Source organism: Chryseobacterium lathyri (assembly GCF_019970085.1).
Lineage (GTDB): Bacteria > Bacteroidota > Bacteroidia > Flavobacteriales > Weeksellaceae > Chryseobacterium > Chryseobacterium lathyri.
In genome coordinates, this window is record NZ_JAHXYG010000003.1 from 269,554 (window position 1) to 295,398 (window position 25,845).

28 protein-coding genes are annotated in these 25,845 nt (G+C 35.5%); 11 read left to right on the plus strand and 17 right to left on the minus strand.

Features of this window, described 5'->3' with window-relative positions; all coding sequences use genetic code 11:
- Nucleotides 1–102 precede the first annotated feature (102 nt).
- Nucleotides 103–1,611 carry an FAD-dependent oxidoreductase gene (locus LC418_RS10590; protein ID WP_223559406.1) on the plus strand — a complete coding sequence of 503 codons (1,509 nt, stop codon included), beginning with the start codon at nt 103–105 and terminating at the stop codon, nt 1,609–1,611.
- A 270-nt stretch (nt 1,612–1,881) separates the two neighbouring features.
- On the opposite strand, the gene LC418_RS10595 is transcribed toward LC418_RS10590, so the two are convergent.
- Entirely contained in the window at nt 1,882–2,343 is a 462-nt protein-coding gene (locus LC418_RS10595) for a PA2169 family four-helix-bundle protein (RefSeq protein WP_223559067.1), read from the minus strand.
- A 3-nt stretch (nt 2,344–2,346) separates the two neighbouring features.
- Nucleotides 2,347–3,621, minus strand: coding sequence for an NAD(P)/FAD-dependent oxidoreductase (locus LC418_RS10600; protein ID WP_223559068.1), 1,275 nt, complete (start codon nt 3,619–3,621; stop codon nt 2,347–2,349).
- Between the two features lie 64 nt (nt 3,622–3,685).
- Between LC418_RS10600 and LC418_RS10605 the strand changes: the two genes are divergently transcribed.
- A complete protein-coding gene (locus tag LC418_RS10605; protein WP_223559069.1) occupies nt 3,686–3,859 on the plus strand; it encodes a hypothetical protein in 174 nt (57 codons plus the stop codon).
- Between the two features lie 129 nt (nt 3,860–3,988).
- Nucleotides 3,989–4,585 carry a Crp/Fnr family transcriptional regulator gene (locus LC418_RS10610; RefSeq protein ID WP_223559070.1) on the plus strand — a complete coding sequence of 199 codons (597 nt, stop codon included), beginning with the start codon at nt 3,989–3,991 and terminating at the stop codon, nt 4,583–4,585.
- 161 nt (nt 4,586–4,746) lie between these two features.
- Here the strand turns inward: LC418_RS10610 and LC418_RS10615 are convergent, their stop codons facing one another.
- Complete coding sequence (locus LC418_RS10615; protein ID WP_223559071.1) at nt 4,747–5,187, minus strand: hypothetical protein; 441 nt, start codon at nt 5,185–5,187, stop codon at nt 4,747–4,749.
- 219 nt (nt 5,188–5,406) lie between these two features.
- Between LC418_RS10615 and LC418_RS21120 the strand changes: the two genes are divergently transcribed.
- Complete coding sequence (locus LC418_RS21120; protein WP_155859086.1) at nt 5,407–5,577, plus strand: bacteriocin-like protein; 171 nt, start codon at nt 5,407–5,409, stop codon at nt 5,575–5,577.
- 655 nt (nt 5,578–6,232) lie between these two features.
- Here LC418_RS21120 and LC418_RS10620 read toward each other — a convergent pair.
- On the minus strand, nt 6,233–6,463 hold the full coding sequence (locus LC418_RS10620) for a hypothetical protein (RefSeq protein ID WP_223559072.1): 231 nt from the start codon (nt 6,461–6,463) through the stop codon (nt 6,233–6,235).
- Between the two features lie 835 nt (nt 6,464–7,298).
- Between LC418_RS10620 and LC418_RS10625 the strand changes: the two genes are divergently transcribed.
- The gene (locus LC418_RS10625; RefSeq protein ID WP_223559073.1) at nt 7,299–8,537 is read left to right on the plus strand and encodes a hypothetical protein; all 1,239 of its coding nucleotides are present in this window, start codon (nt 7,299–7,301) and stop codon (nt 8,535–8,537) included.
- 187 nt (nt 8,538–8,724) lie between these two features.
- Here the strand turns inward: LC418_RS10625 and LC418_RS10630 are convergent, their stop codons facing one another.
- From LC418_RS10630 to LC418_RS10635, 3 genes are all read right to left on the minus strand, one after another.
- The gene (locus LC418_RS10630; RefSeq protein ID WP_223559074.1) at nt 8,725–9,489 is read right to left on the minus strand and encodes an HNH endonuclease; all 765 of its coding nucleotides are present in this window, start codon (nt 9,487–9,489) and stop codon (nt 8,725–8,727) included.
- A 139-nt stretch (nt 9,490–9,628) separates the two neighbouring features.
- Complete coding sequence (locus LC418_RS20905; RefSeq protein ID WP_262901783.1) at nt 9,629–9,760, minus strand: hypothetical protein; 132 nt, start codon at nt 9,758–9,760, stop codon at nt 9,629–9,631.
- A 224-nt stretch (nt 9,761–9,984) separates the two neighbouring features.
- Nucleotides 9,985–10,206, minus strand: coding sequence for a hypothetical protein (locus LC418_RS10635; RefSeq protein ID WP_223559075.1), 222 nt, complete (start codon nt 10,204–10,206; stop codon nt 9,985–9,987).
- Nucleotides 10,207–10,317: 111 nt separating this feature from the next.
- On the opposite strand from LC418_RS10635, the gene LC418_RS10640 reads away from it, so the two are divergent.
- Nucleotides 10,318–10,842 carry a hypothetical protein gene (locus LC418_RS10640; RefSeq protein WP_223559076.1) on the plus strand — a complete coding sequence of 175 codons (525 nt, stop codon included), beginning with the start codon at nt 10,318–10,320 and terminating at the stop codon, nt 10,840–10,842.
- A gap of 330 nt (nt 10,843–11,172) precedes the next feature.
- A complete protein-coding gene (locus LC418_RS10645) occupies nt 11,173–11,883 on the plus strand; it encodes a hypothetical protein (protein ID WP_223559077.1) in 711 nt (236 codons plus the stop codon).
- Nucleotides 11,884–11,930: 47 nt separating this feature from the next.
- Here the strand turns inward: LC418_RS10645 and LC418_RS10650 are convergent, their stop codons facing one another.
- From LC418_RS10650 to LC418_RS10695, 10 genes are all read right to left on the minus strand, one after another.
- Nucleotides 11,931–12,917, minus strand: a complete 987-nt coding sequence (locus LC418_RS10650) for a toxin-antitoxin system YwqK family antitoxin (RefSeq protein ID WP_223559078.1) — start codon at nt 12,915–12,917, stop codon at nt 11,931–11,933.
- Nucleotides 12,910–14,502, minus strand: coding sequence for a hypothetical protein (locus tag LC418_RS10655; protein ID WP_223559079.1), 1,593 nt, complete (start codon nt 14,500–14,502; stop codon nt 12,910–12,912). The genes LC418_RS10650 and LC418_RS10655 overlap by 8 nt, the downstream gene beginning before the upstream one ends.
- Before the next feature lie 33 nt (nt 14,503–14,535).
- On the minus strand, nt 14,536–14,706 hold the full coding sequence (locus tag LC418_RS10660) for a hypothetical protein (RefSeq protein ID WP_223559080.1): 171 nt from the start codon (nt 14,704–14,706) through the stop codon (nt 14,536–14,538).
- Nucleotides 14,693–15,562 (minus strand): hypothetical protein, encoded by an 870-nt coding sequence (locus LC418_RS10665; RefSeq protein ID WP_223559081.1) that lies wholly within the window; start codon nt 15,560–15,562, stop codon nt 14,693–14,695. The genes LC418_RS10660 and LC418_RS10665 overlap by 14 nt, the downstream gene beginning before the upstream one ends.
- Before the next feature lie 19 nt (nt 15,563–15,581).
- Nucleotides 15,582–16,064, minus strand: coding sequence for a hypothetical protein (locus tag LC418_RS10670; protein WP_223559082.1), 483 nt, complete (start codon nt 16,062–16,064; stop codon nt 15,582–15,584).
- On the minus strand, nt 16,061–17,728 hold the full coding sequence (locus LC418_RS10675; RefSeq protein ID WP_223559083.1) for a hypothetical protein: 1,668 nt from the start codon (nt 17,726–17,728) through the stop codon (nt 16,061–16,063). Before LC418_RS10675 ends, LC418_RS10670 begins: the two co-directional genes overlap by 4 nt.
- 20 nt (nt 17,729–17,748) lie before the next feature.
- Nucleotides 17,749–18,324, minus strand: coding sequence for a hypothetical protein (locus LC418_RS10680; RefSeq protein ID WP_223559084.1), 576 nt, complete (start codon nt 18,322–18,324; stop codon nt 17,749–17,751).
- Entirely contained in the window at nt 18,305–19,984 is a 1,680-nt protein-coding gene (locus LC418_RS10685) for a PAAR-like protein (protein WP_223559085.1), read from the minus strand. The genes LC418_RS10680 and LC418_RS10685 overlap by 20 nt, the downstream gene beginning before the upstream one ends.
- Before the next feature lie 92 nt (nt 19,985–20,076).
- Nucleotides 20,077–21,960: a type VI secretion system Vgr family protein gene (locus LC418_RS10690; protein ID WP_223559086.1), complete on the minus strand. Its 1,884-nt coding sequence runs from the start codon at nt 21,958–21,960 to the stop codon at nt 20,077–20,079.
- Nucleotides 21,961–22,266: 306 nt separating this feature from the next.
- Nucleotides 22,267–22,740, minus strand: coding sequence for a cyclase family protein (locus LC418_RS10695; protein WP_223559087.1), 474 nt, complete (start codon nt 22,738–22,740; stop codon nt 22,267–22,269).
- Nucleotides 22,741–22,762: 22 nt separating this feature from the next.
- Here LC418_RS10695 and LC418_RS10700 point away from each other — a divergent pair, with 22 nt between their 5' ends.
- The 4 genes from LC418_RS10700 (at nt 22,763) to LC418_RS10715 (ending at nt 25,800) form a co-directional block, all read left to right on the plus strand.
- Nucleotides 22,763–22,948: a hypothetical protein gene (locus tag LC418_RS10700; RefSeq protein WP_223559088.1), complete on the plus strand. Its 186-nt coding sequence runs from the start codon at nt 22,763–22,765 to the stop codon at nt 22,946–22,948.
- A gap of 255 nt (nt 22,949–23,203) precedes the next feature.
- Complete coding sequence (locus tag LC418_RS10705) at nt 23,204–23,683, plus strand: DinB family protein (RefSeq protein ID WP_223559089.1); 480 nt, start codon at nt 23,204–23,206, stop codon at nt 23,681–23,683.
- A gap of 160 nt (nt 23,684–23,843) precedes the next feature.
- On the plus strand, nt 23,844–24,404 hold the full coding sequence (locus LC418_RS10710; RefSeq protein ID WP_223559091.1) for a putative glycolipid-binding domain-containing protein: 561 nt from the start codon (nt 23,844–23,846) through the stop codon (nt 24,402–24,404).
- A 751-nt stretch (nt 24,405–25,155) separates the two neighbouring features.
- The gene (locus LC418_RS10715; RefSeq protein WP_223559093.1) at nt 25,156–25,800 is read left to right on the plus strand and encodes a hypothetical protein; all 645 of its coding nucleotides are present in this window, start codon (nt 25,156–25,158) and stop codon (nt 25,798–25,800) included.
- Nucleotides 25,801–25,845 lie beyond the last annotated feature (45 nt).

The window sequence follows — 25,845 nt, forward strand, 5'->3', positions numbered from 1 at the left end:
CCTTACGAGTTTAACAGCTTGCCGTTGTGATATAAATGAGGATGAAGCAAAGAAGAAAAACGATCTAAGATTAAAAAGCGACACTTTAAAAGCTAAAAAGTGATGAACAGGGATGGAGCCAGAAAAAGTATATGGCAGGAGGAAATTAAAAAGTTTTCTTTAGAGCCAGTCTTGGAAAAACACTATGATGTTGCCATCGTTGGAGCCGGTATTACCGGCATTTCTGCCGCAATAAGATTACAGAAAGAAGGTCAGAAGTGTATTGTTCTGGAAGCTGCCAACATTGGTTTTGGAACCACCGGCGGAACAACAGCCCACTTAAATGACTTCTTTGATACCACCTATGCCCAGGCCATTAAGGATTTTGGTTTAAATAGCGCAAAACTCTTGAAATATGTGGGCATTGAAGCCAAAAATATTATCAGGAATAATATCAGGGAATTTAATATTGACTGTGATTTTGAAAACAAAACAGCCTACCTTTTTGCTTTAGATGAAAAGCAGGAAAAACAATTGGAGGATATGGTAAAAGGGGCATCACAGGTAGGACATCAGATGACGTTTACCAATGAAATTCCTTTTCCTTTTGCGTTCAGGAAGGCGGCTGTTATTCCCAATCAGGGGCAATTTCATCCCATCAAATATATCAAAAGCCTTGCAGAGGCGTTTATTAATCTGGGAGGGACACTCGTAGAAGACTGTGTTTGTGAAGGGCATGATGAACAGGAGAATTCAGTAATTTTGAAGTCTTCAAAAGGAAGTATTAGTGCAAACCATGTTATTTATGCTACCCATATTCCTCCCGGAGTGAGCATCCTTCATCTGATGAACGCTCCTTACCGCAGTTATGCCATTGCGTTCAGTCTGAAAGGAGATCATTATCCTAAAGATCTCGGGTATGACCTGACTGATCCCTATCATTACTACAGAATTCAGAATATAAATGGTGAGGATCTGCTGATTGCCGGTGGTGAAGACCATAAAACAGGACATACAGAGGATACCGGAGAATGCTTTTCGAAATTAGAGAACTATGTGAGAGAACATTTTGATGTAGATACTGCTGTTTACAGCTGGTCCAGCCAATACTATGAACCGACTGACGGGTTTCCTTATATTGGAATATTGCCGGGATGCAAAAAAATCTATACAGCCACAGGATTCCGGGGAAACGGGATGATCTTTGGAACTATTGCCTCACAAATTCTTGGAGACTTAATCTTAACCGGTTCCAGTAAGTATAAAGAGCTTTTTGACCCGGGAAGGATAAAACCGGTGGCCGGCTTTACCAATTTTGTGAAAGAGCAGGCTAGTGTAGTATTGGATTTTGTGAAAGATAAACTGTTTATTGAGAAGATAAATTCTCTAACCGAACTTACTGAAGGTGAAGCAAAAGTTGTAAAATACGAAGGTGAATCTTACGCTGTATATAAAGACAGCGGAGGGAAAATACATCTTGTTAAAAGTACGTGTACTCACATGAATTGTGAAGTACGCTGGAATAGTGCAGAAATAAGCTGGGATTGTCCTTGCCATGGTTCCAGATTCAATGTCAATGGGAAAATGCTTACAGGTCCTACCGTAAAGGATTTGCATAGAATTGAACTTTAGACCAAATCTTTATAGTAAATTACCTGTGATCGTTTAAAAAGCCACCCTGAGGTGGCTTTAATATTTGATATGAACTTTTTGTAGTGGGGTAGATAAGATTTTGTCCTGCGGTATGTTTGATGTTTTTTATGACTGGGCAAAAACAATTGGAGCAACAGCAGCCACAACAATTGTTGTCGATGTTTTTCCTATAGCATTTCTTTGTGCGATTTCTTTTTCATGTTATTTTAAGATTTGGTGTGTGATTGTTGAACTTAAATTTTCATATCCTTATTCTTTCTTTTTATATTCTTCAATATTTTTAAACTGCTGATAAGATATCTTCAGGCTGTGTAATTGCTCTGAAACAATTTTCTCGCTTTTTTCACAGAGATCTCCGCTGTCCAGAGCTTTTTGATAAGCCTCAATGGCCGCTTTTTCACCAAAGATTACATTTTCTAAGGTAGATTCTTCGAGATTGCCTATGGTAAATGAATTTTTAATATCAATCCATGTCCTGTGGAGAGCTCCTGCAATGGAAGTTGAATCCTCAGGTTTTCCGTTTTTTTCAGTGATCAGGTTAATCAGCTCATTTTTCATGATTTTTGATTGTGAGATCATGCGGTCATACTCATCTTTTATTCCGGGATACATTTCCCAGATTTTTCCTTCAACCTTTTCAAATCCTTCTATCCTGTCATTCGTAATGTGAAGCAGGTCATTGAGGACGGATACTGTTTCTTCTGTTTTCATACTTTATTTTTTTTGTTGAGTTGTATTTCTTTTTGGATAAAGAATTAAACGGATGGATGGGTTATTGGTGATAAACAGCCGTAACCAATCCAGTGCTAGCCTGATTTTGCTTCTGAAGCCTACCAGCGGAATGATATGGATAAACAGCCATGTAAGCCAGGCCAGGAAACCTTTGAAAGAAAATTTAGGGAGATCCACCACGGCATTGAATTTTGAAATGATCGCCATACTGCCCTTATCATTATATTTGAAGGGAATGAGTATTTTTTCTTCTTCGATCCTGATGAAATTTTTAGCCAGATTTTTAGCCTGCTGTATGGCCACCTGGGCAAGCTGGGGATGTCCTTTCGGGAACTCTTTATCCGTTAATTGAAGAGCGATATCTCCTACCGCATAGATGTTCTCCATTCCTTCTACCCGGCTGTATTCATCAGTTAAGATTCTTCTTCCTTTTCCTATTTTGTCTTCCGGAATTCCAGGAACTTCCCGTCCTATAACTCCGGAGGTCCAGATGAGGGTTTCGGTATCTATCGATGTTCCGTCGGACAGAAGCACCTGATTATTGACATAGTCTTTTACCGAAACATTAAGAAGTATTTTTACACCAAGCTCCTGTAAAGTCTTGTGGGAAGTCTGCTGTGCCATTTTACTCATCGGGGAAAGCAGGGTAGGTAAGGCATCAATCAGATACAGATTGGAAAGGTTGAGCTTGATCTCCGGGTATTCTTTTTCAGCAATATATTTTCCCATTTCCGCGATCATGCCCGCCAGTTCTACCCCGGTAGGTCCGCCGCCTGCTATAACCACATTCTGTAATTTTTCTGCGGTTTTCGGATCTTTATTTCTGGCAGCTTCCTCCAAGTTGAGGAGCATATGATTCCGCAGATAAAGTGCCTCCTCAATACTTTTCATTGGAAGTGCACACCTCTGTACATTATCCATTCCGAAAAAGTTGGACTCAGTTCCCAATGCAATAACCAGATAATCGTAAGTCAGGTTTCCCGTATCTGTTTCTATGGTTTTGCTTTCGGGATTCACTTTAAGAAGGCTTCCCATATGAAAATTCACATTTTTGTATTTTGAAAATAATCTACGGAAAGGATAGCTGATGTTGGAGGCCTGAATAAAAGAGGTCGCCACCTGGTAAATAAGGGGAGGGAAGAAATGATAATTGTTCTTATCAACAAGCGTAATAAGAAATCTATTGTCATTTTTTAAGGATTTAATAAGATTAATTCCTGCAAATCCTCCACCAACAATAATGATATGCTTTTTCATGTTAATTGACATTTGGAATTGTTTTGATTATCCTCCAATAATGGCACCAAAAAATAGATCGTGTATGTTACATTTAGTTGAACAGGTCCGGAAATACAATACAGCAACAGTTATAAAAGCTATCGATGTAAAGGCAGATATGGTTCCTGCTATCATAAAACATTGCTTAATACTTACCATTATGCTCGCTAATCTTTATAAAATTAACAAATACTTCTCATTTATATTATTATCCTGATCATAAACACGGGTTTTTATTTGGTATTGTTCGTAACAATAAATTAATATGGCTTGCTTTTTGATATTGGAAAAGCACCAATTTTTTACTACGATGTTCATTACTTAACTATCAATAAAATTTTAAGATATGATAATCAGTGAAGACCTTTTGTTAGCTTATGGAGGTGAATATGAAACCTATTTACCAAATGAGATTATTTTTAGTGAAGGAAGCTTTGCTAAATTTTATTTCCAGATTGTTAATGGTGTTGTCGAGCTCAATAATTACCATGAGGATGGTAAAGAATTCACACAGAATATTCTTTCCGATGGGCAAAGTATTGGCGAATCGTTACTTTTTAACGATAAGCCGTATCCCATGACTGCCGTTGCCAAAACACAATGTTCCGTCATGAAACTGCCTCAGGCAGATTTCTTTTCGCTCATTCATCAAAATAAGGATGTGATGATGGATATGTTTAAATGCATGTCCGACCGACTCTACTACAAATACTTAATGCTTTTTAATATTTCATCCACGGATCCACAGTTCAAAATCAAAACGGTCATGGACTATTTAAAGGCAACCCAGGGTAACGATCATAACCAGACTTTTCAGGTACCTTATACCCGGCAGCAGATTGCCAACCTTACAGGGTTACGTGTTGAGACGGTTATAAGAACTGTTAAGAAAATGGAAAATGAAAATATGGTTAAAATTGAAGGCAGAAAAATACTTTATTAAGCCTTTAAACCTATTTTAATGATAACGTATTAATTGGGAAATGTTTTATAAATAATGCCATATGAATCATATGGCATTATTTTATTGATCCGTTTCACGGACAGTATGTTTCGTTATTATCTTATAATATTTTCTATCATTACTGGAAAAGGTTAAAAAAACTAGCGGACAAGAAGATAGATTCCAACACCAATTGCAGCATAAGCGGTAACCGTAAGAATATCAGCTATGGGTTGTGAAAATCGTTTTTCTGCAATTTTCTCAGCATTGATCTGGTTCTTATGGAATTTCAGAATTTTGTTGGGATTATGAACCGGGTGTGCCACCAGACTGTCACTTTCCCACTTGTCAACAATTACTTTATAACTTTTGCCATCTGCTTCAATTCTAACATTTTTACCGGATGCAAGTTTCTCCTGAATATTGACAGGAGCAGGCATTTGTTGTGCGTTCGGGCTTTGGGATGCAGCTGTTGCGCTTTTCATTTGCGCAGCTGTATTTTGCTTACTGTCGGCCGCTGGATCCACTTGTTTTTTTACCTGGTACGTATAGCAGCTGGTCAGAGAAAATAATATAATGATGAAATAAAGATTCTTTCGCATAAGCCAAATTTAAGAATTAAACGGAATATTTGGTGTTTTCTTTTGAAAGATGGTGATTTTTGTTTTGATACTATTGTTTAGCAGATTTTGGAGAATAGAAAAAGTAAGTCTTACTTTCAGTAGAAAATAAAAAGTTTGTGAAGCAGAGAGTACAAAATTTATTATTCACACAATAAAGAATTTATGTATATTTAGCCTTGAACAAATTAAAATTTAAGCATGAAAAAATTCAAAAAACTTTCAAGAGAAAATTTAAAAGCAATTAAGGGAGCTGATAATCCAATTGTGTGTCCAGCTAAACACTATCTCAAGTGTGAATCTATATACGTATGTGATCCAGACCAGGGTATTTACGACTGCGTATGTTCTTGCGTACCAATTGGCTCTTAAAAAACTAACACTCTAACTAAAGGGTGTTTTTTTATTAATTTGGCTGCATGAACCAAATTTAAGAATTAAACGGAATATTTGGGAGTTTGTTTTAATAGATCCTGTAAAAAAATATCGAGAGACAATTTTTCTTATGGACCATTGTAAAAAATCTCCTGAATTTGAGTCACTAAAACAAAAGAAATCCTTTAAAAATGCTCCACAGTTTGAAGAATTTGGAGAACGGGCAAATGCTTCCGTACAATGACCCTCAATTAACCCACGGAACCCACCAACGTGGAAAAATGGCAACCATTCCTGTTTTTTCAGATTGATTGATTACTTTATAAATTGATTACTTTATAACTTGTGTATTATAAAAAGTTGGAATCTTTGATCAGATGAAGTGAACATTTTATAAGTGGTGGACCGCCACCCTTTGTTTTCCTTAAAATTATCAACATCTTACAAAAACCTTTGCATTAAAAAAACTTGCCTTCTGCGATTTTTCAACAAAGCTAGTAAGCAAACATTTTCTCCGGCAGTTTAGGCTTTAGAAAGCGACGTGAAACTTCAAAAGCGTGTCCTTGCTGCGAAGGAAATAATTGAAGAACTACTTGTTTTTCCAGATCCTTATAACACAAAAAATAACCCCTGATAATTCAGGGGCTTTGCTTTATTTTGGCAGCATAATCATATGCTCGTTTGCGCTATCTCGAATCATTATTTTCCGATCATCTATCATACGCTGAAGAAATGCGTTACGATTGTCGATTGAGATATTTAGAATCCTGTCAACATCATCCAGCTTATTGCCGTTATGTCCTTCGGTTCGGATGTATTTTTCTTTTAAGACTTCCAGTATATTATTTTCGGGTTCTTCTCTGTCCACGAGATAATATACCATTCTTTGAAGATATCAATTAAATCAATTCCGATTTAAGACTCCTCAGTTTTTGGCTTAAAGTTTCTCCCGACCCCTTGTCTCAGAAAGGTAATTTTCCCTTGTGTTTGTTTGGCTTTTTCAAGAACTTCCATCGCTCTTGTTCGTTCGTTCATTCTGCCTGCATGGGTTATACACCCTTGATTTTCAATTTTTTTCATGTTACAAGATAGTGAAAATAATTGACAAAAGCAAATAGTAGACATTTCTCAGTTTCCGGGGGACATAACCCTCCTCAAGGGAGTTTGACAAGGGTCTGCACTCCCTTGGATAACGGTCTGAAGGCTGTTCGGAAGCCACCTACACCCCCATACATAACCGGTTCTACCCCTTGGGTAAGGGGGTGTCGTCCGTTCCTCAAGGGGGTCTAGGCCGTTGGGAAGACCATCCAGGGGGTTAGGGAAGTACCTATAGACCCTTCGGAAGTGTCTACAGGCTTTGTGTTGAGGTTTTGTTAATCTTTGGATGTTTTTTGAATGCTTGATGTAATGTTAAAACCACACGAAAGGATTCGTGCGGTAGCAGGGAATATTATAATCATAATTTTTTATACCTTCAATAAAATTTAATTACTTATCATAGAAAATGGATTTAGTTTATACTATTACTTCTGGGTATTTAGAATGTCAAAATGAAATAATCGATCTTTCATTTGCTTTGGTTTTTATAGAAAATGGGGTTTATAAGATTGAAACGTTACTTACGGACAATTCAATTTATGAAAAAAACGAATTCAATCATTATTATAAAATAGTTGGTTTAACTGAAAAAAAATAAAATTGAATGTCAAGATTTATTTTTGACAAAACATGAAGGGAGTAATAATAAAGTAACATTTATTTGCGATGACTATATTAAATTACATACTCCAGAGCATGCGCTTTATGAAGGTGAGGAAAAAGAAGTAGAGAAGAAACAAAATATTTGGTATGTGGAACTTGAGAATTTTAAGACAAAATTTGCTAATTCCACTAAAACTAAAAAGTTCATAAATGGTATTGAAAATGATGATAGTTTTTTTGATTTTACATTCGATCACACTGAGACATCGTGGGTGATTGATGGATTAGAAGGAAATGGGAACTATTTTAAATTCAAATTAATTCAACATAAGAATTCTGAAAATGTATTAATAGACTTCAGAAATCATAAAGAACGAAGAAGTCATTGTATACTGTATTATGAGGATTACTTAAAAATAAAACATGAATTAATTAGCACACTATCATTTATTAATGGGGCCAAAGTCAAGGTACGAAAAGAATATATTGGAAGATACCACGGACAAAATAATAATCGATATACATCAGAAGTAGAAATAAATTATTCCTTCGAAAACAAGAATGACGATCACTATAATGACTACATTCCTATAAATACCCATAATTCTTTTTCTGATGAGATTTTCAGAGAAATATTTTTCCGATCTTTTGTGAAATTTCAAAGAATTAATAAAATCTTAGATTTAGAATCTTTAATTTTTTCATTAAATGTTTCATCACAAACTACTGGAATTGAAGAGAGATATTTCATATTGATTACAGCCTTCGAAAGAATTGCAAAAAAATATTCAAATTATATGGCTGTTGAATCTACAGGCATGATAGATGAAGATATTTTCTCAAAAGAGATAAAACCCAATTTAATAAAGGCTATTTTACCTGTAAAAAGTATTGATGAAGCATCATGGAACAGAATGAATGCTGTGATATCGAATTTAAATATCAATCATACAAGTACCAATAAATCACTGACTAATTTCTTAGAATATGCTAAAATTCCTATTAATAAAAATGTAAAAAGTCTTATAAAAAGAGAAAGAAATCTTGCAGTACATGAAGGTATAGTTGGAAAAAATCATGATGAAATGTTTCAAAACTATCTAAAACTAGATCATATATTAAGAGATTGTATTTTAAACTTAATTGAGTACTTTAGTCATAGAAATCGCAGATATATGTATGCAACTAAAGAAGAATTTGAAAACTCTAATCCTAAAAATTATACGAAAGATGTAGATAGTTATGACATTAGGTAATTAAATTTATGATTAAGTAAATTCAATTTTTGATATTAGAAGTACTTGAACTGTCATCTGAAGAATTCAATACTATGAACGAAATTACTCTCCTAGCTACCGCACAAATTCTTTCGTGTGGCTTTGGCTTTTAGACTATATTATTATTATGTTTAATACTTTAGAAATTAAAGTAGTATATAAGTTATTATTGTTTTTCATTCATATATTGGAACCTAAAATCTATATTTTCAACTTTGTCTATTTCAATAAGTTCAAGACCAAACGGATCATTGCTTTGAATAAGATGTTGTCTATAGGAAGCTAGTCGTTCATCCATAAATTGGTTTGAAGTTGGAATTACGAAAGAATGTCCCATCAAAGGATAGCTGTAGAATCTAAAATTTTTATCCATTTCATCGCTATGTTCAGTAAACCGTATTTGAGGTACCAATAAATCTTCTGTATTGTAGAAAACTGCTTTAAACTTTGGTTTTTGAAAATAAATTGGATATTCGTTTAGGTTATATCTGGAAAATTCTCTTATATAATTAAATCTTTCGTCATGAGCATCCCCCAATTGCCTTTCTCTTTCTTCTAAAAATACCTTGTAAATACCTCTTCTAAATCTCTTAGCAAATTCCCTCTGAAAGTTTGGCTTCAGCTTGTATCCCATCTTAAACTTAAAAGTTCTATCATTTTTATAGTTGAAGGCAAAATATTCCGATTTAAATCTATTTAATCTTAGCTCTTTGTGTTGAGATAAAAGCAAATACTTCGAAGTATTCAAAACTTCTTTTAATGCAATTTCGACTGCAGGTAATCCAAATTCTTTCTTTCCAAAATATTCATTACACTCGTCGCATACATTTTTACAGGTAAATTTTCCACCTAAGGATTGAGGAATTGTATGGGCAAGCTTATTAAAGGTTGTGAGATTTTCCGTTTTTGAACACCAAATACATTTCTTCATCTAGTAAAATTATTATAGTATTAAATTACTGCATTTTGTACAAATATACAAGTCTCAAATTTTTCAAATTTTAGGGATAAATAAGCAAAAAAACCAAACAGAAGCTAGGATTTGGTCTTTGGCTACTACAAGATAACGTTTATTTACCTTGCTGTTTCTTAGGTGGTTTCAAAGAAGGTGTATTTCCTGGTGTTTCCTTATTATCACGTTGGTGTTGATCCGGTTTGCCAGTTGATGTTGCTGTTCTTTTTGGCCCTGGTTTAAGTCCCATAATATTAATATTTTATTGTTAACAAAATCAAATTTACATATGATAATTTATATTCTCTTACGGCTTCCCATAAAAAATAAAATAAAAATCATTTTAAAATTTTCAATCCGTGTTTTCACGGAAATTCTTAAAGAATTCAAGTAAATATATTCTTTGAAGTTTCGAGAATTTCGTCATAAAAAAATCCCAACTCTCGTCAGGATTAATTATATTGATTACGTCATTTATATTCCAACCATTTTGAAGAAATTAGCAAGAGTGATATTCTTACCATGACAAATTCGCAAGATGGTAAGAAGAGCGATTTGGTAGGTTTCATCATCTCTTATTCTTCGGACTGTTTTTTCATCGATGTTATGATCCACTGCAAATTTGCTGTTATTGTTCAGAGGAACAACCCATTCATCCCTTATAAATTCAACAATTTTTCTATTTGCTTCTGTCATAGAAACAAATAAATTACTTATTCTTATAAAAAACTCGGACTCAAATCCGAATTATAGCGAATTTTTATTACATTTATAAAAAATATTAATGCATAATAAAAATACAAACCCATGAAAAAGAATAGAACAGACTTTGACACCCGGTTTTGGGCAGTTCGCAGAAAGCACTCCGGAGTAAAGCTTATGGAGATCTTTTTTCAGCTCAATGACCTGGCAGCCTCTAAAGAGAGACTCAACAGCATTATCAATTATGCGGTAAAAAGGAATAGCTGGATCAAAGAAGATCCGTCTGTTATCTTTCACTTTCGCCAGTCGATCCAGTCGTTTATCCGTGCAGGTTATCTCATCACGCTGAAGGAAAAGAACTGGGCCGCCAATACTCAGTTGGAAGATGTTTCTCCGTTGGTTCTGGGCTTGCTTTCGGAGAAAGAATACCGAAACCCTCTGTTGGTCTTTAAAAAAGCATTCAGAGAATACAGCGTACAGGAATTTGACTATTTTATGTCCGGGATGGTTTACTTCTCACTGGGTGTCTATGATAATCTGCCGGAAAGAAATATCATCAGTCCGTACATTCATCTGACTAAAATGCTGGATGCGGCGCATCTTATTCTTGAAAGAAGAGGGAAGAAGTAAACTAACGAATAGAATTTCATTAACGCAAAGGTATACTATAATCCTGCATAGAGTAGGAGGCAAAGAAGGAATCAATCTTTGATTGATTTGATGAAGCGCGTGTTTTATCAGGCTGTTTCATCAGCGAATAAAAAACAAAAGTATTTTTTCTCAACTCAAACCACTCATTGACTGTCTTAAAGAAATTTTTAAAAGTGTATATTCGATGGTTAAAAAAAACAAAGATTTATTTGACAAAATGCAGGTGAAAGCTATGTGAAATCTGTTCAGCCATTATCAAGTTCTCATTTTGCGTTATGTGAAAAAAACATTTAATTAAATCAAAAAACAATGGACCAAAAGGATTTTGAAAATTTCAAGCAAGAGGTAAGTTGGTTTGTAGGACAAAATGATAGCGTTGAAATTAAACATATCATCAGTAAAACTTTCAGTCCGGAATTTATCAATACATTTCCAACTTTATATCAACTATTGCTAGAATCGACTTCAATTTTGAGTGTTGATATAACAACATCTAAAAACAAAAAATCAAACTATTATCTATATACCTGGACGGACAGAAATGGCTTTAAATGTGGTTGGTTGTGCAAGATTGAACAAATTCATAGTGAAATTGATGTTTTATCTGAACATCAGTTACTCTTAGACGAAATGGGCGGGATAAAGGAAACTTATCACAGCTTTGATACAGAAAATGAAATGCTGACCGATAATCAGAATTTTATTTTCATTAAATCCGAACTCACAAAAGGTTTAGGTGACTGGATTGACTTATATGATCAGGTTTGTAAAGATGAAAATGTAAAGCAAATTGACACAAAAGATCTGTTTTGTTTTGCTCAGGAAGCGAATGGAAATGAAACTTTTTATGACCGAAACACAAAAAAGGTTTTACTTTTTGCTTCTGATCATAGTTTTGAAAATGTTGAAGTTTTAAAAGGCCAACCAGAATATACCTTTTACACAATTAATCGTGTAACGACATTTGTTGATTATGTAGAAACCCTTGCTCAGCAATGGTTGGAAAATATTAAAAATTAAGAGATGAGTGCAATGGAAGACTTTTCCTTTTGAAGCCTTCCATTGCCTTAATGAAATTCCCGCTTTTCTAATTCCCCATCTCTATACATTTCCGTATAGATCAATGGTCCTTTTTTCCTTGTATTGAATAGGGGGGCCCCTGTTTCTTCATTATATTTTTGTAATAATTTGTAAAATTTCCATGTTCCAACGGGTAAACCATTTTTATATTCGGCTTCCAGATACGTATACGGATCGGTAAATTGCGGATATTTTTGTAAATCCATAGATCCATTGGGTTTACATTCTATCCATTTTCCTTCTTTATGGTGATTTTTTATCAGGCCCTGTTCTTCATCATCTTTATAAGGGCCATCATTGTCATAGTATCTGGCAAATTTTCCGGAGGGCAGAATCTGGTATTTCTGTAAAGGTTTTAATTGAAAAGGGCTTTCAGACAATTCATAATCCTGTAGAGAAATGGTGTAATTTTTATCGATATTAAACAGGGTATAGTTGGCAAATCCCATTTCTCCCTGATGATTAAGATAGATTCTTTTCATATCGATCAGCTTGCCGTCCTTCGTTGAAACTAAATATATTTTTTCAATAAACGGTTCGGCATAACGAACGGTATTATAAACCGCCATAAAGTACAGTGAATAGTCTCCATAACACAAAAAATCTGAGGCTATTTTAATTTGGTCATATTTTTCATTGACAGTAGTGCTGAATGGCAGCAAAACATTGTATTCTTCAGGAAGCAAGACAAGATCTTTTTTTATTTGTTTTTCAAATTGCAATGCATTGATTTCCTTTAATTTATTTTCATCCTGTATAGCAGACAGAATGGCGTCAACGGTTATCCGTTTTGAAATATCTGGATATCCAAATGGCAGAATAATACAATCCGATTTATTGGTGTTAAATAAAACTGATTCTTTATCTGTGGAATGAGATTCTGTGCTTATTGCCTTATTTTCTGTTTGAGCCTTACTGTAACAGGAAAAAAGGAAAAACAGAATGGTAAAACAGGCGATATTAATTTTAGGCATATATATCTAATATTGGGGTGAAACCGTGAACATGCAAATGATTATTATGTCTTGGGGTAGCGGTATGCGTGGTATGAGGTAACCGTGTGCTGGCATTGTCTGCAGTACTGGCATTTGAGGTGTTAGAAAAATTCTCTGACCGGCCTGATCCAAATCCAAAATCAAAAAGAATATTCCGGAGAATAACCTGGTTGTCATAATCAAAATTCGCAGCCGTAAGGACCGTATTGACTCCATTTTGCTGAGCCGTTAATAAATTCAGATCTCCCGCTTCTCCGTTCACATGTTCTGCGCTGGGGTAGCATGACGCGTCTGAATAAGAAAAACCCTGAGATACGATATAATGATTATGTCCTTCCTGTCTGAATTGTGCCAATGCTCCTAAGAAACCTGCAAATAGATCCGGCTGAATGCTTCTTCTTCTGGTATGCTGAAACCCATACCGGATGATGACCCCATTTTGATTATAATTGAATGCCTCAAAAATCTGTGGCCCTACACCGTCATTCGCTAAAATATCCATATTGACCAACTCGACATTTCCCGGTTGATTGATGTACCATTTGTCGGTGGCTCCATCACCAAGAGTTCCGTTAGCATACACCAATAACTGATGGGCATCTATCTGCTCTCCGGCGGCTCTGTTCGCTGTGAAATCTATGGTGTCCAAAAGATTGCCTCTTTGGGTCAGCGGTGGGATGGTGTTGACTCTTCTTTTTCTGGTTACAGTTTCTTTAGTTCTGTTACAAATCCTGTGTTCATTATCGTTTTGGTCGTAATAAAAAAAGATAACATCAGTGGAATGGTTATTCAGAACCTTCTGAATCCTTCTTCTTCTTTCCGGATTTGTACTGATCACCTGTAAAGCATTGTACGTATTGCTGCCATGATGAATGGTATAAATATTTTTATTGACCACCCTGAATCTTCCTCTGTCATCATTCAAGAAAATACCAGCTCCGTTTACCTCTTCCTGTCCATCTCCATAGGCACAGGGATTATTGTCTGTTCTTTCTACTGCCACTTCCAAATTAATACTGCTATCTGCCAGTCTTCTGGTCCAGTCATCAAAAGTAGCTCTTCCGTCAGGCCTTAGCTGCAGCTTAATAATGGCTTTATTGATATGGTCAGCCCGTAAATTAGTATAATGATCATGGCTGCCATCTCTATTGTTAAGAGCATCAAAATTTCCTACCTGTACGGTAAACAGCCTCTGTGCCTCATACCGGTCAGGAGATACAAAACGCATTAACTGTAATGGATCTGTATTTTCTGTCATCGTACTTGCTGAAGGCCTTATCACCGCATCTATACTCAGATCTGTCATATTGCTGGTCTCTATGATCAGATATACTGTTTTGCCTAATATGGAATCGTATGGGATATTTTGATTCTGATGATCCTGCTGTACATGAGCAGAATCAATTTTTGTAAAATTGACTCTTGTTCCGTTGTCTGTTGTCGTTTTCTTGGCAAAATAAACTTCAGTAATACGCTGTAAAGAGTTATCGGGGGTATCCGGAGCTAATGGGCCATTTAAAGTTTGGGTTTGCCCGGAATCTGTTATTGTAATACGTGTCGCCATTTTAAGATTTTTCTTTTTTTAATACGGGAGTTTTTACATTTCCTGACGAGGATTATCCGAGATTTCATTTTCCTTAAATGAGGTAAGATTCTGATTTCCAAATAATAAAAACACAAAACCAGTATGGTTCAATCCTTTGCCAGACTTTTTATCCGGCTGGTCCTGCATTTCTTTAATCCATCCTGTATTTTTATAGTTCTTCATAGCTTATTTCTTTTATATGATAGATGATTTTCTTTTGGTAGTTTTCACCCAGGGAAAATTCTATGGTAAGTTTATGTTCTAGCACTTCTTTGGTTTTAAAATCCAATAAAATCTGCCCTTTATATTTGTCAAGTTTTGGAAAATCTGTTTCCCTGTTATAAGCAATTTCCTTTCTGTTCATTTCTCCATAAAACATTTCCCAATTTTTATCTGAAGGAATGTTCCCGGTATACTGTAATAGTAATAATTCATCATCACAACGCATGGCCTCCGTTTGTACACGTTCTTCTATATCTATTACGGTATTGGTCATAAAATTAAGGTAACGCACGCTATACTTTACCCGATCTTCCTGCTCATACCTTCCATAAAACTTATGGAGGATCATTCCCAATTGATTACTTTTTAAAAAATCTTTACCCACTAAGTTTTCGTTTTGGTAAAATGTTTTTAAAAAAGTGTAAGAATCTTCTGCCTGTTTGCCAACATAGGAGCGGGAGAGCTTTTCTACTGTTTTTTCCACTTTATCCTGAAGAATTGATAATTCCTGTACATTTTTTAAATGACCATATTCGTCCGTTATAAGCATTACATCGTCATTGATATCTGCAATTCTGGCTAGAAAATCTTTTTCGGACATGGATAGTGTTTTATCCCGATGAACTCTATCAAAAATTTCGATATGGTATTCAAATCTTTCTTTTTCTAAACGCTTCAGCGTAACATGAAAATTTTTATTGAGCTCACTTCTGTGCGTTTTTCCGTTGATGGTGGTATATTCATTACAGGAATAGCGATAAAATTTCTTTCCTTCCGAAAGGTTCAATTTAATATCTATGGGAAACTCTGGTTCCATAATTTTTCACTCATTATTTTTACTTAAAAACTACTTTCCCTCCGGAGGAAACCCACTGGTTTTTTTTATTCCAAGACCCATCACAATCCTGTTGCATTTGTTTAACTATTTTTGCTTTTTTTATGTCAATAATGGCACACGTGTAGTTTTCATGCAGGGTACTGTCTTTATCACTTTCATGTACATATTCTTTAATGATGCCGTCTACTACTACGTACTTTGCATTAGGGGACAGTGAAGAAAAGAGCTCACTTCCGGTACCATTAAATTCACTTCCTTTACCTACTTTTATCTTTTTCTTTTTATTAATAATATGGAGATTATACCATAGTTTCATAGGGCTGTTGTAGGAAGCATAATACAATGATAGAGTATCATTTAAAGTAATGATGGTGTCTTTCTTTGCCGTTTTATTCTGTACATCATGATGTTTTTGGGAAACAACGTTTCCGCAGGTAACAAAAATGATTAAAATCATTAGCATAAATGTCAATTTTTTCATGATGATAAATTTGAGTTTTTTTCCATTTTTTCATAGCGTTTATCCATATCTGTACCTCTTCTTTTATTCCCGTAATCATCAAGAATTTCCTGCTCGTATTTACTGTGCATATCTCCCCATTCGCCAGGATTTCTTGATATTTTTTCTAATTTTTCCCCTTCTTTTCTGGTTTTATTTTCTTTGGCTGTGTTAGCATCTTTTTTTGCAAAAAACCGGTCTAGTGCAGAGCCGAAATCATCTTGTACATATCCTGGTCTGTTAATGTGATGATCCAATGCAGTTGCTTTACCTAATTTTGATTTTAAATAATCTGACAGCTTATATGAATAGCCTGTAGGAGTTAGAGGAAGTACAACTTCTTTTAACCTCTTAATAAAATCCAGCACCTGTTTTTCCTGAAATACTTTATCAATAACAGCATTTACAATCGGTTGCAGAGGCTTACATTCTACTGTTTTTCCAAATAAGGATTCTTTACAGTTTTCTCTGATTTTATTTGATAATGTATTTCCTGTAATTTTCTCCGCTTTGGGATCTGCCGGATCTTTATAGTATAGAATCCCGGAGTCTACCGTCCATCCGCATGATACAAATAACTCGTCATATTTTTCAGGATGCTGAGCTTTAAATTCTTCAACCTGTGTAGTAAATTCACCTTTTCCGGTATGATCCACTGTTTTCTGCATGGCCCCCGCAGTTAATATCATCTGTTCACCTGAAAGGTCCCAGTCATAGGATTGAACAGAATCTAATTTGCCTTCATTTTCAGACATTCCCACCAAAATAGCCTTTTCTTCAGCCGTAATTTTCTTTTCTTCAATCAATGTATCCCAATCGGAATAATTTTCAAGTTTTTTAGATCCCCAGTAGGCTGGTCCATATTTTTTACTATATCGGGTACAGGTAATATCATAGTTGTTTCCACAATTACAGTATCTGATCTCAAACCTTTCATTGTCTTTATTTAAAAACTCATGCGTCTCATCCGGGAATTTCACTTCATCTTCTGTTCCTGTTACTTCAGCTTTGAAATATAAAAAAGCATTTAAGTTCTCTCTTTTATTCAGTTTATCTATTATTTTTTTTAAATCTTCGTCACTTTTGGGACGCATCGTTATTTCTTTGGCATACACCAGTGTTCCGTTGATAGTAAATTCTATTTTACTTTTCTCCTCCTCGCCATCTAAAAACTTGATAGGATTTTCATATACGTTTTCAGTATTTTTCAATTTATTTTCATGGATCTCAACAGAGAGTTTGCCGCTTGCCCCTTCACAATTGGCGACTACCCATACTTTCTTTTTAATGGTGGTGCTGTTTATTCTCTCAAAATCAAAATCAGGACTGCCATCAGCCTTTTTCGCTTGTACTTCCTCTTCCCAGGTAATTTTCACCGATTCTTTTGCCTTTAATTTTACAGAATCCTCCTGATCTGCCTTGAGGTTCCTTCTTCCTTTTTTTTCGTACTTCTTTTTGACATTAGATACCAGACCTCCACTTTTAACGGTATAAGTTTCTTCTTTAGTTTCCCAAGTCATTTTAGGAACTTGTTTTGCAAAATATATTTTTACCACATTCACTTCATGATCCACCTGGTGGGGGAGATCATAAACCTTCTGATTGGGGTTTACAGAATAATCATCTTTTTCTTGTACTTCACTCATATCATTTTATTTTGAGCTTATTATTGAAAATCATTTGAGTTATTATATTTTGTTTTTAAGTCTTTAGTCACTTTTAATCTTAATGTTGAGGGTAAATCTTTTAATGTAATGTTCAGATTATCATTTAGTTTACATTTGCCATCTTCTCCACAATAATATTTTATATGATACAGATATTTTTTATGGTTATAAAATATAATGTAGGAGACTTTTGTATCATTATCCCAATTCCCACAATACGTAAAGGGTATGAAGACTGCCTGATGCTTATTGATGTTATGATCAGATATATGATCTGTTTTTAAATTGATTAAACCGGATTGTGCATATGGATAATTATAAACTATGCTATCGCTGTAATTTTTATTTTTGACAGCAGCGCTGATAATGGTTACAGCTCCGTCGAATCTGTTTTTTTCAGAGTTACAGGGATTAATTACTTTTACGGTAAGTTTGTTTGATATTGTTCCGTCTTTAAAGTTTTTTTGTATGATCAATGAATCCTGATAATACCTTTTCAAAGTATCATTCACAGGCTTTTGTCCGCAAACAGGGATAAAAAACAATAATATCAAACTAGTAACTAAGCTTTTCATTTTTTGTATAATAAATAGGTAACTCATCGTCTTCAGATTTTTTGGTATATTCTACGGGATATATGGAAGAGGTTCTTTGTCCGAAAGTTCCCACACAGACTTTGTTTCCCTGATTTCCTCCCAGATAATATATTGTTTTCCCATCACTGCTCTTTCCAACAGCTATACTTACGTGGTGTTTATTTAATAAAACACATATTGAACCCACCAAAGGGTGATTCCCGGCTATAAGCTTTCCCCATACCGGATCATCAAATTCCTCTTTTTCCAGACCTTTTTTATCTGTTGGATTTTTCTTAAAACCAGCTCTATATCTAGTCTTTTCTTCTCCATATGAATAGGCACCCGGGTCTAATTGGGCAGAATACCCGCTGTTTTTCAAACACCAGCCCACAAATGAGGCACACCAAGAACTGTTATCGGTATTAGCACAAGCTTTTGGCTTATTTTGTCGGTTTATAGCATGGTATTCATCTATGATCTTTGAGCAATGGGTGGACTCTGAAACGCCCAGTTCCTGTTCTTCTCGGGCTTTAACAACCCATGGCTGTTCCAGATATTTTATTTTGAAATATTTCCCTAATTCATTTAAAAAGGTATTTTTTAAGCTGCTGCTTCCTTCTTTGCCAAGATATTCAATTTTTGGTTCATCAGAAGTCACTTCTATATATACCGATGCTTCTTTGTCAGGACTTGCTGTTATTAGTTTTGCCAAATTAAATGATAAATCATCAGCACGTTGATTGAGCATTAGTTTGAGTACCGCTTTGTTTTTGAATTGGCTTGAATTTTCTATTGTGGGATCATTTGCAAAATTATCAACTTCTATTTCAAATTCACTTTTTGCTTTTATGCCTGCATATTTTGCAGCATCTGTAACTTTTTCTACCTCTTTTAGATCAATTAAACTCAGCTCAGCATCAACATCTGTTAAAACTTTATTTTTACCGCTTTTAATCTTAACCTTTACTTTTTTTCCAGAAAGTCCTTCAGTTTCAACAATTAAAGCAACCTGATAACTTAATCCCCGCTCTGATATTCTTTCTGTAGATATTTTCGTAGTATCTATTTTCTTTTTTACAGAAACTTTCTTGCCCAGTTTCTTGTTGTAGACTTCCTCTTCTTTTTCAACAGGAGTGCCTTTCTCTGAAATCCACTTCACAAAGTAAGCATCAATAATTTTAGGAATTTCATTGTTTTGAATCTCACTTTTTATACTTGCTGCCTGCGGAATCGGTGTTGCAGTGGCTGCATTAAACTCAGGGTCACAATTAATATAGGATTCTTTTACCAAAACAGTTTGTTCTTGTATAATGGAGGTTCCCAGGTTTTGCCACGGACTTAACTTTATAACGCTCATACAGGGTGGGGGAGACATGTTTCTTGCAGGCCATTTCGGGTGCCCGCAAGTTCCTTTAAACTGAAGGTTGACCATATTGTTTCCATCGCCTTCTGTTGCAAATAGCTTATCCTGAAGGTTTATTTCATTAGAGGTAACTTTCAGTTCTCCGGGCGCCTGAGCATAGGGACATTTCAACTTGGCTCCATGGATAACCATTTCTCTTTTTTCTGAAGGAGAATCTTCGTTGGCTTTTTTTTGTTTTTCTGCTCTTTTTTCAGAAAGCTTACGATCATGCGCTGAAGTATTCTGATTTTCCATGTGTTAAAATTTTGGATTTGATTCAATTGTTGAAACCGGAATCGCATTTGTTGGTAACCAATGAAAATTTACTTTCATCATCCGTGATAGATTTAGCCTTTACTTACTTTAACGTCTTTTCCGCCCTGGAATACAGCCAATGATGTTCCTCTTAGTTTTAAATCGCCTTTAGAGGTCTGTATATCTGCTTCTCCGGAAATACTTTTAAACTTATTACCGGTGCTTTCTGTTTGATCTTGTTTAACGGTAACGCTTTTATTTTCAGAGGTCTGAGTGTATCTCTTTGTAATGGATTCGGTATGGTCATTTCCAATATGCATGGTGCTGTCCTGTCCAATCTTAGTGGTCATATTCCTTCCCACGGAAATCTGCATATCTTCCCCTGCAGTAAAGGTCATATTCTTGGGCGCAGTAACATGAATATTACCCTGGCCATCCATAAAATAAGTATTTCCGCTTGGATCCTTAATGGTTACACTTTTTTCCGCGTCATTCATTAACACCTTAATACCACTTCTCGTCTGTATAGATTTCAAATGATTGTCCACGCCACCGCCCAGGCCTACTTTCCCGTGAAACATTCCGCCCATAGCAAATGGAAAATCAGGGTTGTGATATTCAAATCCCACCATAACCTGATCGCCAATTTCCGGAACGGCTACGAAACCTCTGTTTTGTGTAATAGCATCTGTTCCGCCTGCATCTGGGCTCATCATTCTGATAAAGTGGGTCGTATCATTTAACTGCCAGTCAAATCGGACCTGTATTCTGCCTTGATTCAGTGGATCTACATTGGATATAACGGTTGCCACCTGCGGTTCAGCTTTGGGCATTTCAAAATCAGGCTTTGGCATGAAACCAGTGCCTTCAGCAATGGCTTCAAAACTTCCTGTATAATATCCTCTTGCATCAACTTCGTGGGTCACCTCTGTAATCATCAGCGTTGTAAAATGTGAGGTTTCATTGCTGCCGGTCTTTCTCATGGCTAAGTCTGCAACACAGCCAATATACAGGAATGGAACTGTTGTTTGTCCTGAAACAGTAAAAACCTCTACTGCTTTACTTCCTCTTGCGCTTTTTTGGGAATCATCTACATCACGGAACATATTGGCATTGATGGGAGTAGGAGTCAATGACCGGGTTGTGAAAATAGTATCATTCAGTTCGTAGGCTTTGGAAGATAATTCTCCCAAATGTTGTATACGATCATCAGCACCTACCATTTTAGTATGACTGCTGCTGTTATAGCCAAAGTATTCCGGTTTGGTGTGAACGGCTTTCAACTCAACATTTACATCATTTACATTGCTTCCGTACACCAGCAGGATAGGTTTTTCAGAAGAGGGGAGCTTCCCGAAATGAAGAATCTCACCGTCATAATAGAACTGTTCTCCATAGGCTTCCGCAATCCTTGTAAGGTAATTGTAATGGGTTTCGTTGTATTGTGAGCTGTAACTGATATAACTTTTGTTTTGGGTATCTATCCTGAAATCAAATTTATTTGCCCCTAATGTCTCCTTGATGATCCGGTTGGCAATAATATTGGTATTCACCTCCTGGCTTCCTCCGAAACTTTGGGTATGTGGAGCGGAATCCATGAGAATAGTGGGGCTTTTTCCTTTTAAAATAATATTTCCCAGACTCATTTTTTCCTGACTGAATGCTACTTTGGTAATGAGACCCACAAATGTTCTTTCGGGGCTTTCAGTTTCGGCATCTTTATATTTAAAAACAATGGTGATTCTTTTTCCTAAAAACTTTTGGGCCTGTTCAAGATTGTGATTTTGTGCCTCGCCTAAAGAGTCATAAGCCAATACCAGCTCAAAATCATGGTGTCTTCTTGCACTTTGTTGTAAACGAAAGTGTTTAAAGTGATTGACAGCCTTGCCCTCAACCACAATGTCCAGTTTTACCACACGGTTGATTCCCGAAATATGGTTTTCTGAAACTTTATCAGAATTTGAGGTGTTTTTCATAATATTTGGTGCGTTTTTTTTGGTATTATGTCACCTAAGTTAGATAAAAATAGACTATTAAATGTAAAATTTCATTAAATCTTCAAAATTGTAGTAAAACTACGATTGACTAAAAAATCCTGCTTAAGTTTTGGAAATTGAGGAAGTTCCAGTCTGGCAAATCCATTTTTTTAATATTGTTTGCTATGGCAATGTTTTTTTTCTTAAGACCTCTCCATAGATTTTTTTATGGAAGCAAAAGCCCTGACAGGGAATGCTCCCACGCCTTTGAATTTTGGAGGTGCAGCTGTAAAGGTGAAATTTTGATCAGGCAGCAGCTCCAAATTGCTCAGATGTTCTACGATGAGTATTTGCGCACCCCGTAAGATAGAATGTACCGGGCGGGTTAAGGTATTCTGGTGCGGATTCTGTCAGATAAGGATGATTATTATAATAGCGTTCTGTACTCCAGTGCTCATCCCAGCCTGTATGAATCAATACTGCTCTGTTCCTGATTTCTCTGATTTTGAGATGTTCCTCGGTAATTTCCAATGTTTCGTTATAGGGAACCCTGATGACAACGGCTTCCAGTTCTGCAAAGGATTTGAGGCACATTTCGGAAACATCTTTTCCATTTTCAATCGTGTGACTGAGACCAACCAATAATTCCTCATCAGAATTGGGGCGAAATGGTAAAATAGGATAGGAGATATTGCAGTCCTGAGAGGGATTAATTTGAGGACTGCTTGGCAAAAAAAATAATGAAAAGAAACGGTGTGATTTTTGTAAAATAAAAATCATAACCCACTTAATCAAAAATATTATGAACGTAAAACGCACATTTGGAGCAATACTTACAATCCTTGGAATTGCAGGTATGATTTATACCGGATACGAATTGATCAACAAAAGTTCCGCATATACTACATTATCTGTAGTTGGAGTGATCGGTTTGATCTTCTTTTTCTCCGGAATAGGTCTTGTAAAGAATACAAGAGATGAAGCATAACTATAAGTTAAAGAAAAATATTGCATTCCCGAATTGAAGAACATTCCTGGTAATTCCTCCTTTATGCATTTCAATTTTTCTTCAAAATACCTATATTTTGTAAAAAGTATGGAAATAAATTAATGGAAAATTGCTGGAGACAAAACCGGTAATGAATTCAAGCTTAGGGTAGGCAATGGTATGGAATTCTTAAGTTGAAACTAAAAATAATAAGTCAAACTTCTTAATGCTAACTAAATGGAAAATATTTTGATCATGGATTTAATTCAACAACTGAAGGACGTTGAGAATGCAGATCTATGGATTGACGAAAATTTTAAGAAGAAACTTTTAAAAGTTAATGATGAAACCGCTTTTGAACGTCCTATTGCCAATCTGCATAGTGTTGCGGAGCTTATCTCTCATTTAACCGAATGGCGCAAGGAGGTTTTAAGCAGACTTCAAGGAAATCCAAGAGGTCTTGAAATGAGTGATGCCGCAAATTGGCGGAGTAATGAAGAGCTTAAAGAAATGGGATGGGAAAATCTTCTAAATGGTTTTTATACCAGCCAACAACAGCTGATATCATTTCTGGCAGAAAAAGATGACTCCTATTTATACAGCCCATATCCATATGCGGATGCATCTTTCCCGCATAATTACCAATATCTAGCCACTGGACTGATACATCACGATTTTTATCATCTGGGACAAATAGGCATCACTATTAAGTTTCTGACAAATGGCACAACTTAAACCAAGAAATCACTAGCACTTTGGTAATATAGTTTAAGAGGTCAAGAGTCTTTATCAAAATTTGGCTTGGAACTATTATGTTTTAAAGATGCTCTGTAATATTTTAAGCTCCTAATATGCTGGTCATTCGATATTTGATGAACAAAACAATATTTACCTTATGAAAATAATTCTTTGGAAAGGACTCGCCAATCAGTCTCTTGAATATTTTAAAATCGAAAAAAAAGAAGGGTCGTTAAAGGTTAATTCAAAAATTCTTGGTATTCAGGAAGATACAGTTTTCGCAGTCACTTATCATTTGCTAATTGACGATAATTGGTTTATTAATGAGTTTACAATAGTTACTGAAATAAACTCTATCACAACTTCTTATACCGGAAAAAAAAGAAATTGTGCCTGGGAAATTAATAATATACCTGAACCACCTGAACCTGAATTGGCGAACATACACTATATTGATATTTCCCTTAGTCCTTTCACAAATTCATTACCTATAAACAATCTGGTCTTTAAGGAAAAGGTGCCACAGGATATTGATGTTATTTACATAGATATTTTACAGGGGCATATAAAACCAGTAAAGCAGAGGTACACAAAACTTGATACGCTCAGTTTTTCTTATGAAAACACAGACTCTGATTTTAAAGCAATACTAACAGTTGATCATAACGGCTTTGTTGAGAAGTACCCTGAACTGTTTGAAAAAATTGGCCAGGTTTAATTAGTAATGATGTGAAGTTGATGGACTACATTTTTTTATTGATAGAAAGATCGTTACTTCTGATTCAAAGTAACATTTAGAAATACCAATAAGTTTCCAGTTTTACAGCCGTCTCGGCGTTAAGTCGAATATCTTTTAGATAACCTTCTATATTTCCATACTATTTACATAAATATTGCTGACTATCCGCAATATCTGCATCAATGATATCTTAGTTCCAATGATATTAATCTGTTAACTGTACTAATTCTTACATAGTAAGTTTAAGAGCACTAACTGTACTCAATAATTAGCCCAGGAAAAAGTTTCAAACTTAGCGATAGTAGATTATTAGCTATAAACATCTATGCGTTTATCGATATATGTCGATGCGAATTCTTTATAATTTACATCGAATGTTGGTAATTTTGTAATAAGATAATTATTTAAAGAGCTTTTAGTTTATAAAATATTTATTTGCTATAAAACTATGAGTAAAGATGGTAATCCATTTCAGTAATTAATGGAGCCAAAATACCATATTAGAATGTAGCTAAGGATTTTCGGATTCTAAAAACACAAATGAACACTATATTCAGCCTCCTCTCCATTCTCTCTGATCCCTGGAATCGCAAGAAGAGGCTGCTTTTTAACTTTATTTTTAAACATGCTAAGTATGAAAAAAACACTTTTTTTATTGACCTTTTCGATATGTGCGGCAATTTCTGCTCAAGTGGGTATCGGTACTTCAACACCTCAAAAAAATCTTCATGTGAATGGTTCGTTACAAGTTACGAATGAACTTAATGTCGGGGGGAATAGTAATACTGCAGGTTCAGCAGGTGCAATAGGCCAGGTACTGAAATCAAATGGACCAGGTGCTGCACCTTCATGGCAAACTTTAGCCGGCGTTCCTACATCAACAGGAACAGTAATAGTTGTTAATGGACAGTTTTTAGTTGCGCAGGAAATTACTGTTCAAATGACTGCAGATACGAGTGGCGCAGGTGCTCCGGGCGCTACGGTAGCCAATCCCATTGGCAATCTGAACAATGAAATTATCGATAACGAAAATCTTTATACAGGTACGGCTACAACCAATTCTTTTAAAGTGTCTGCTGACGGGGTTTATCAGATTAATATGAATGTACAGATTTCCACTGCCAACGGAACTTCACCGGTTATTGGTATATGGAATAATAACACCGGGTTGTGGGTAGCCAGAGTAAATGACACATATGCAGCGCCGACCGGCGGATTACAAACATATACCTTAATTACTTCGATTCCGATGCAGGCTGCAAATACCTATTCGTTTAGGGCTATAAATACACAAGATTACACGCTCAAGTATGCAAGCTCCGGCTCAACGGGTTCAGGTCCTGTCACGCAAGTTTCTGTAAGACGATTAAAATAACGGTTTTTGAACTTTTTTGAATTATACCGGAGATTCTTCGTAACG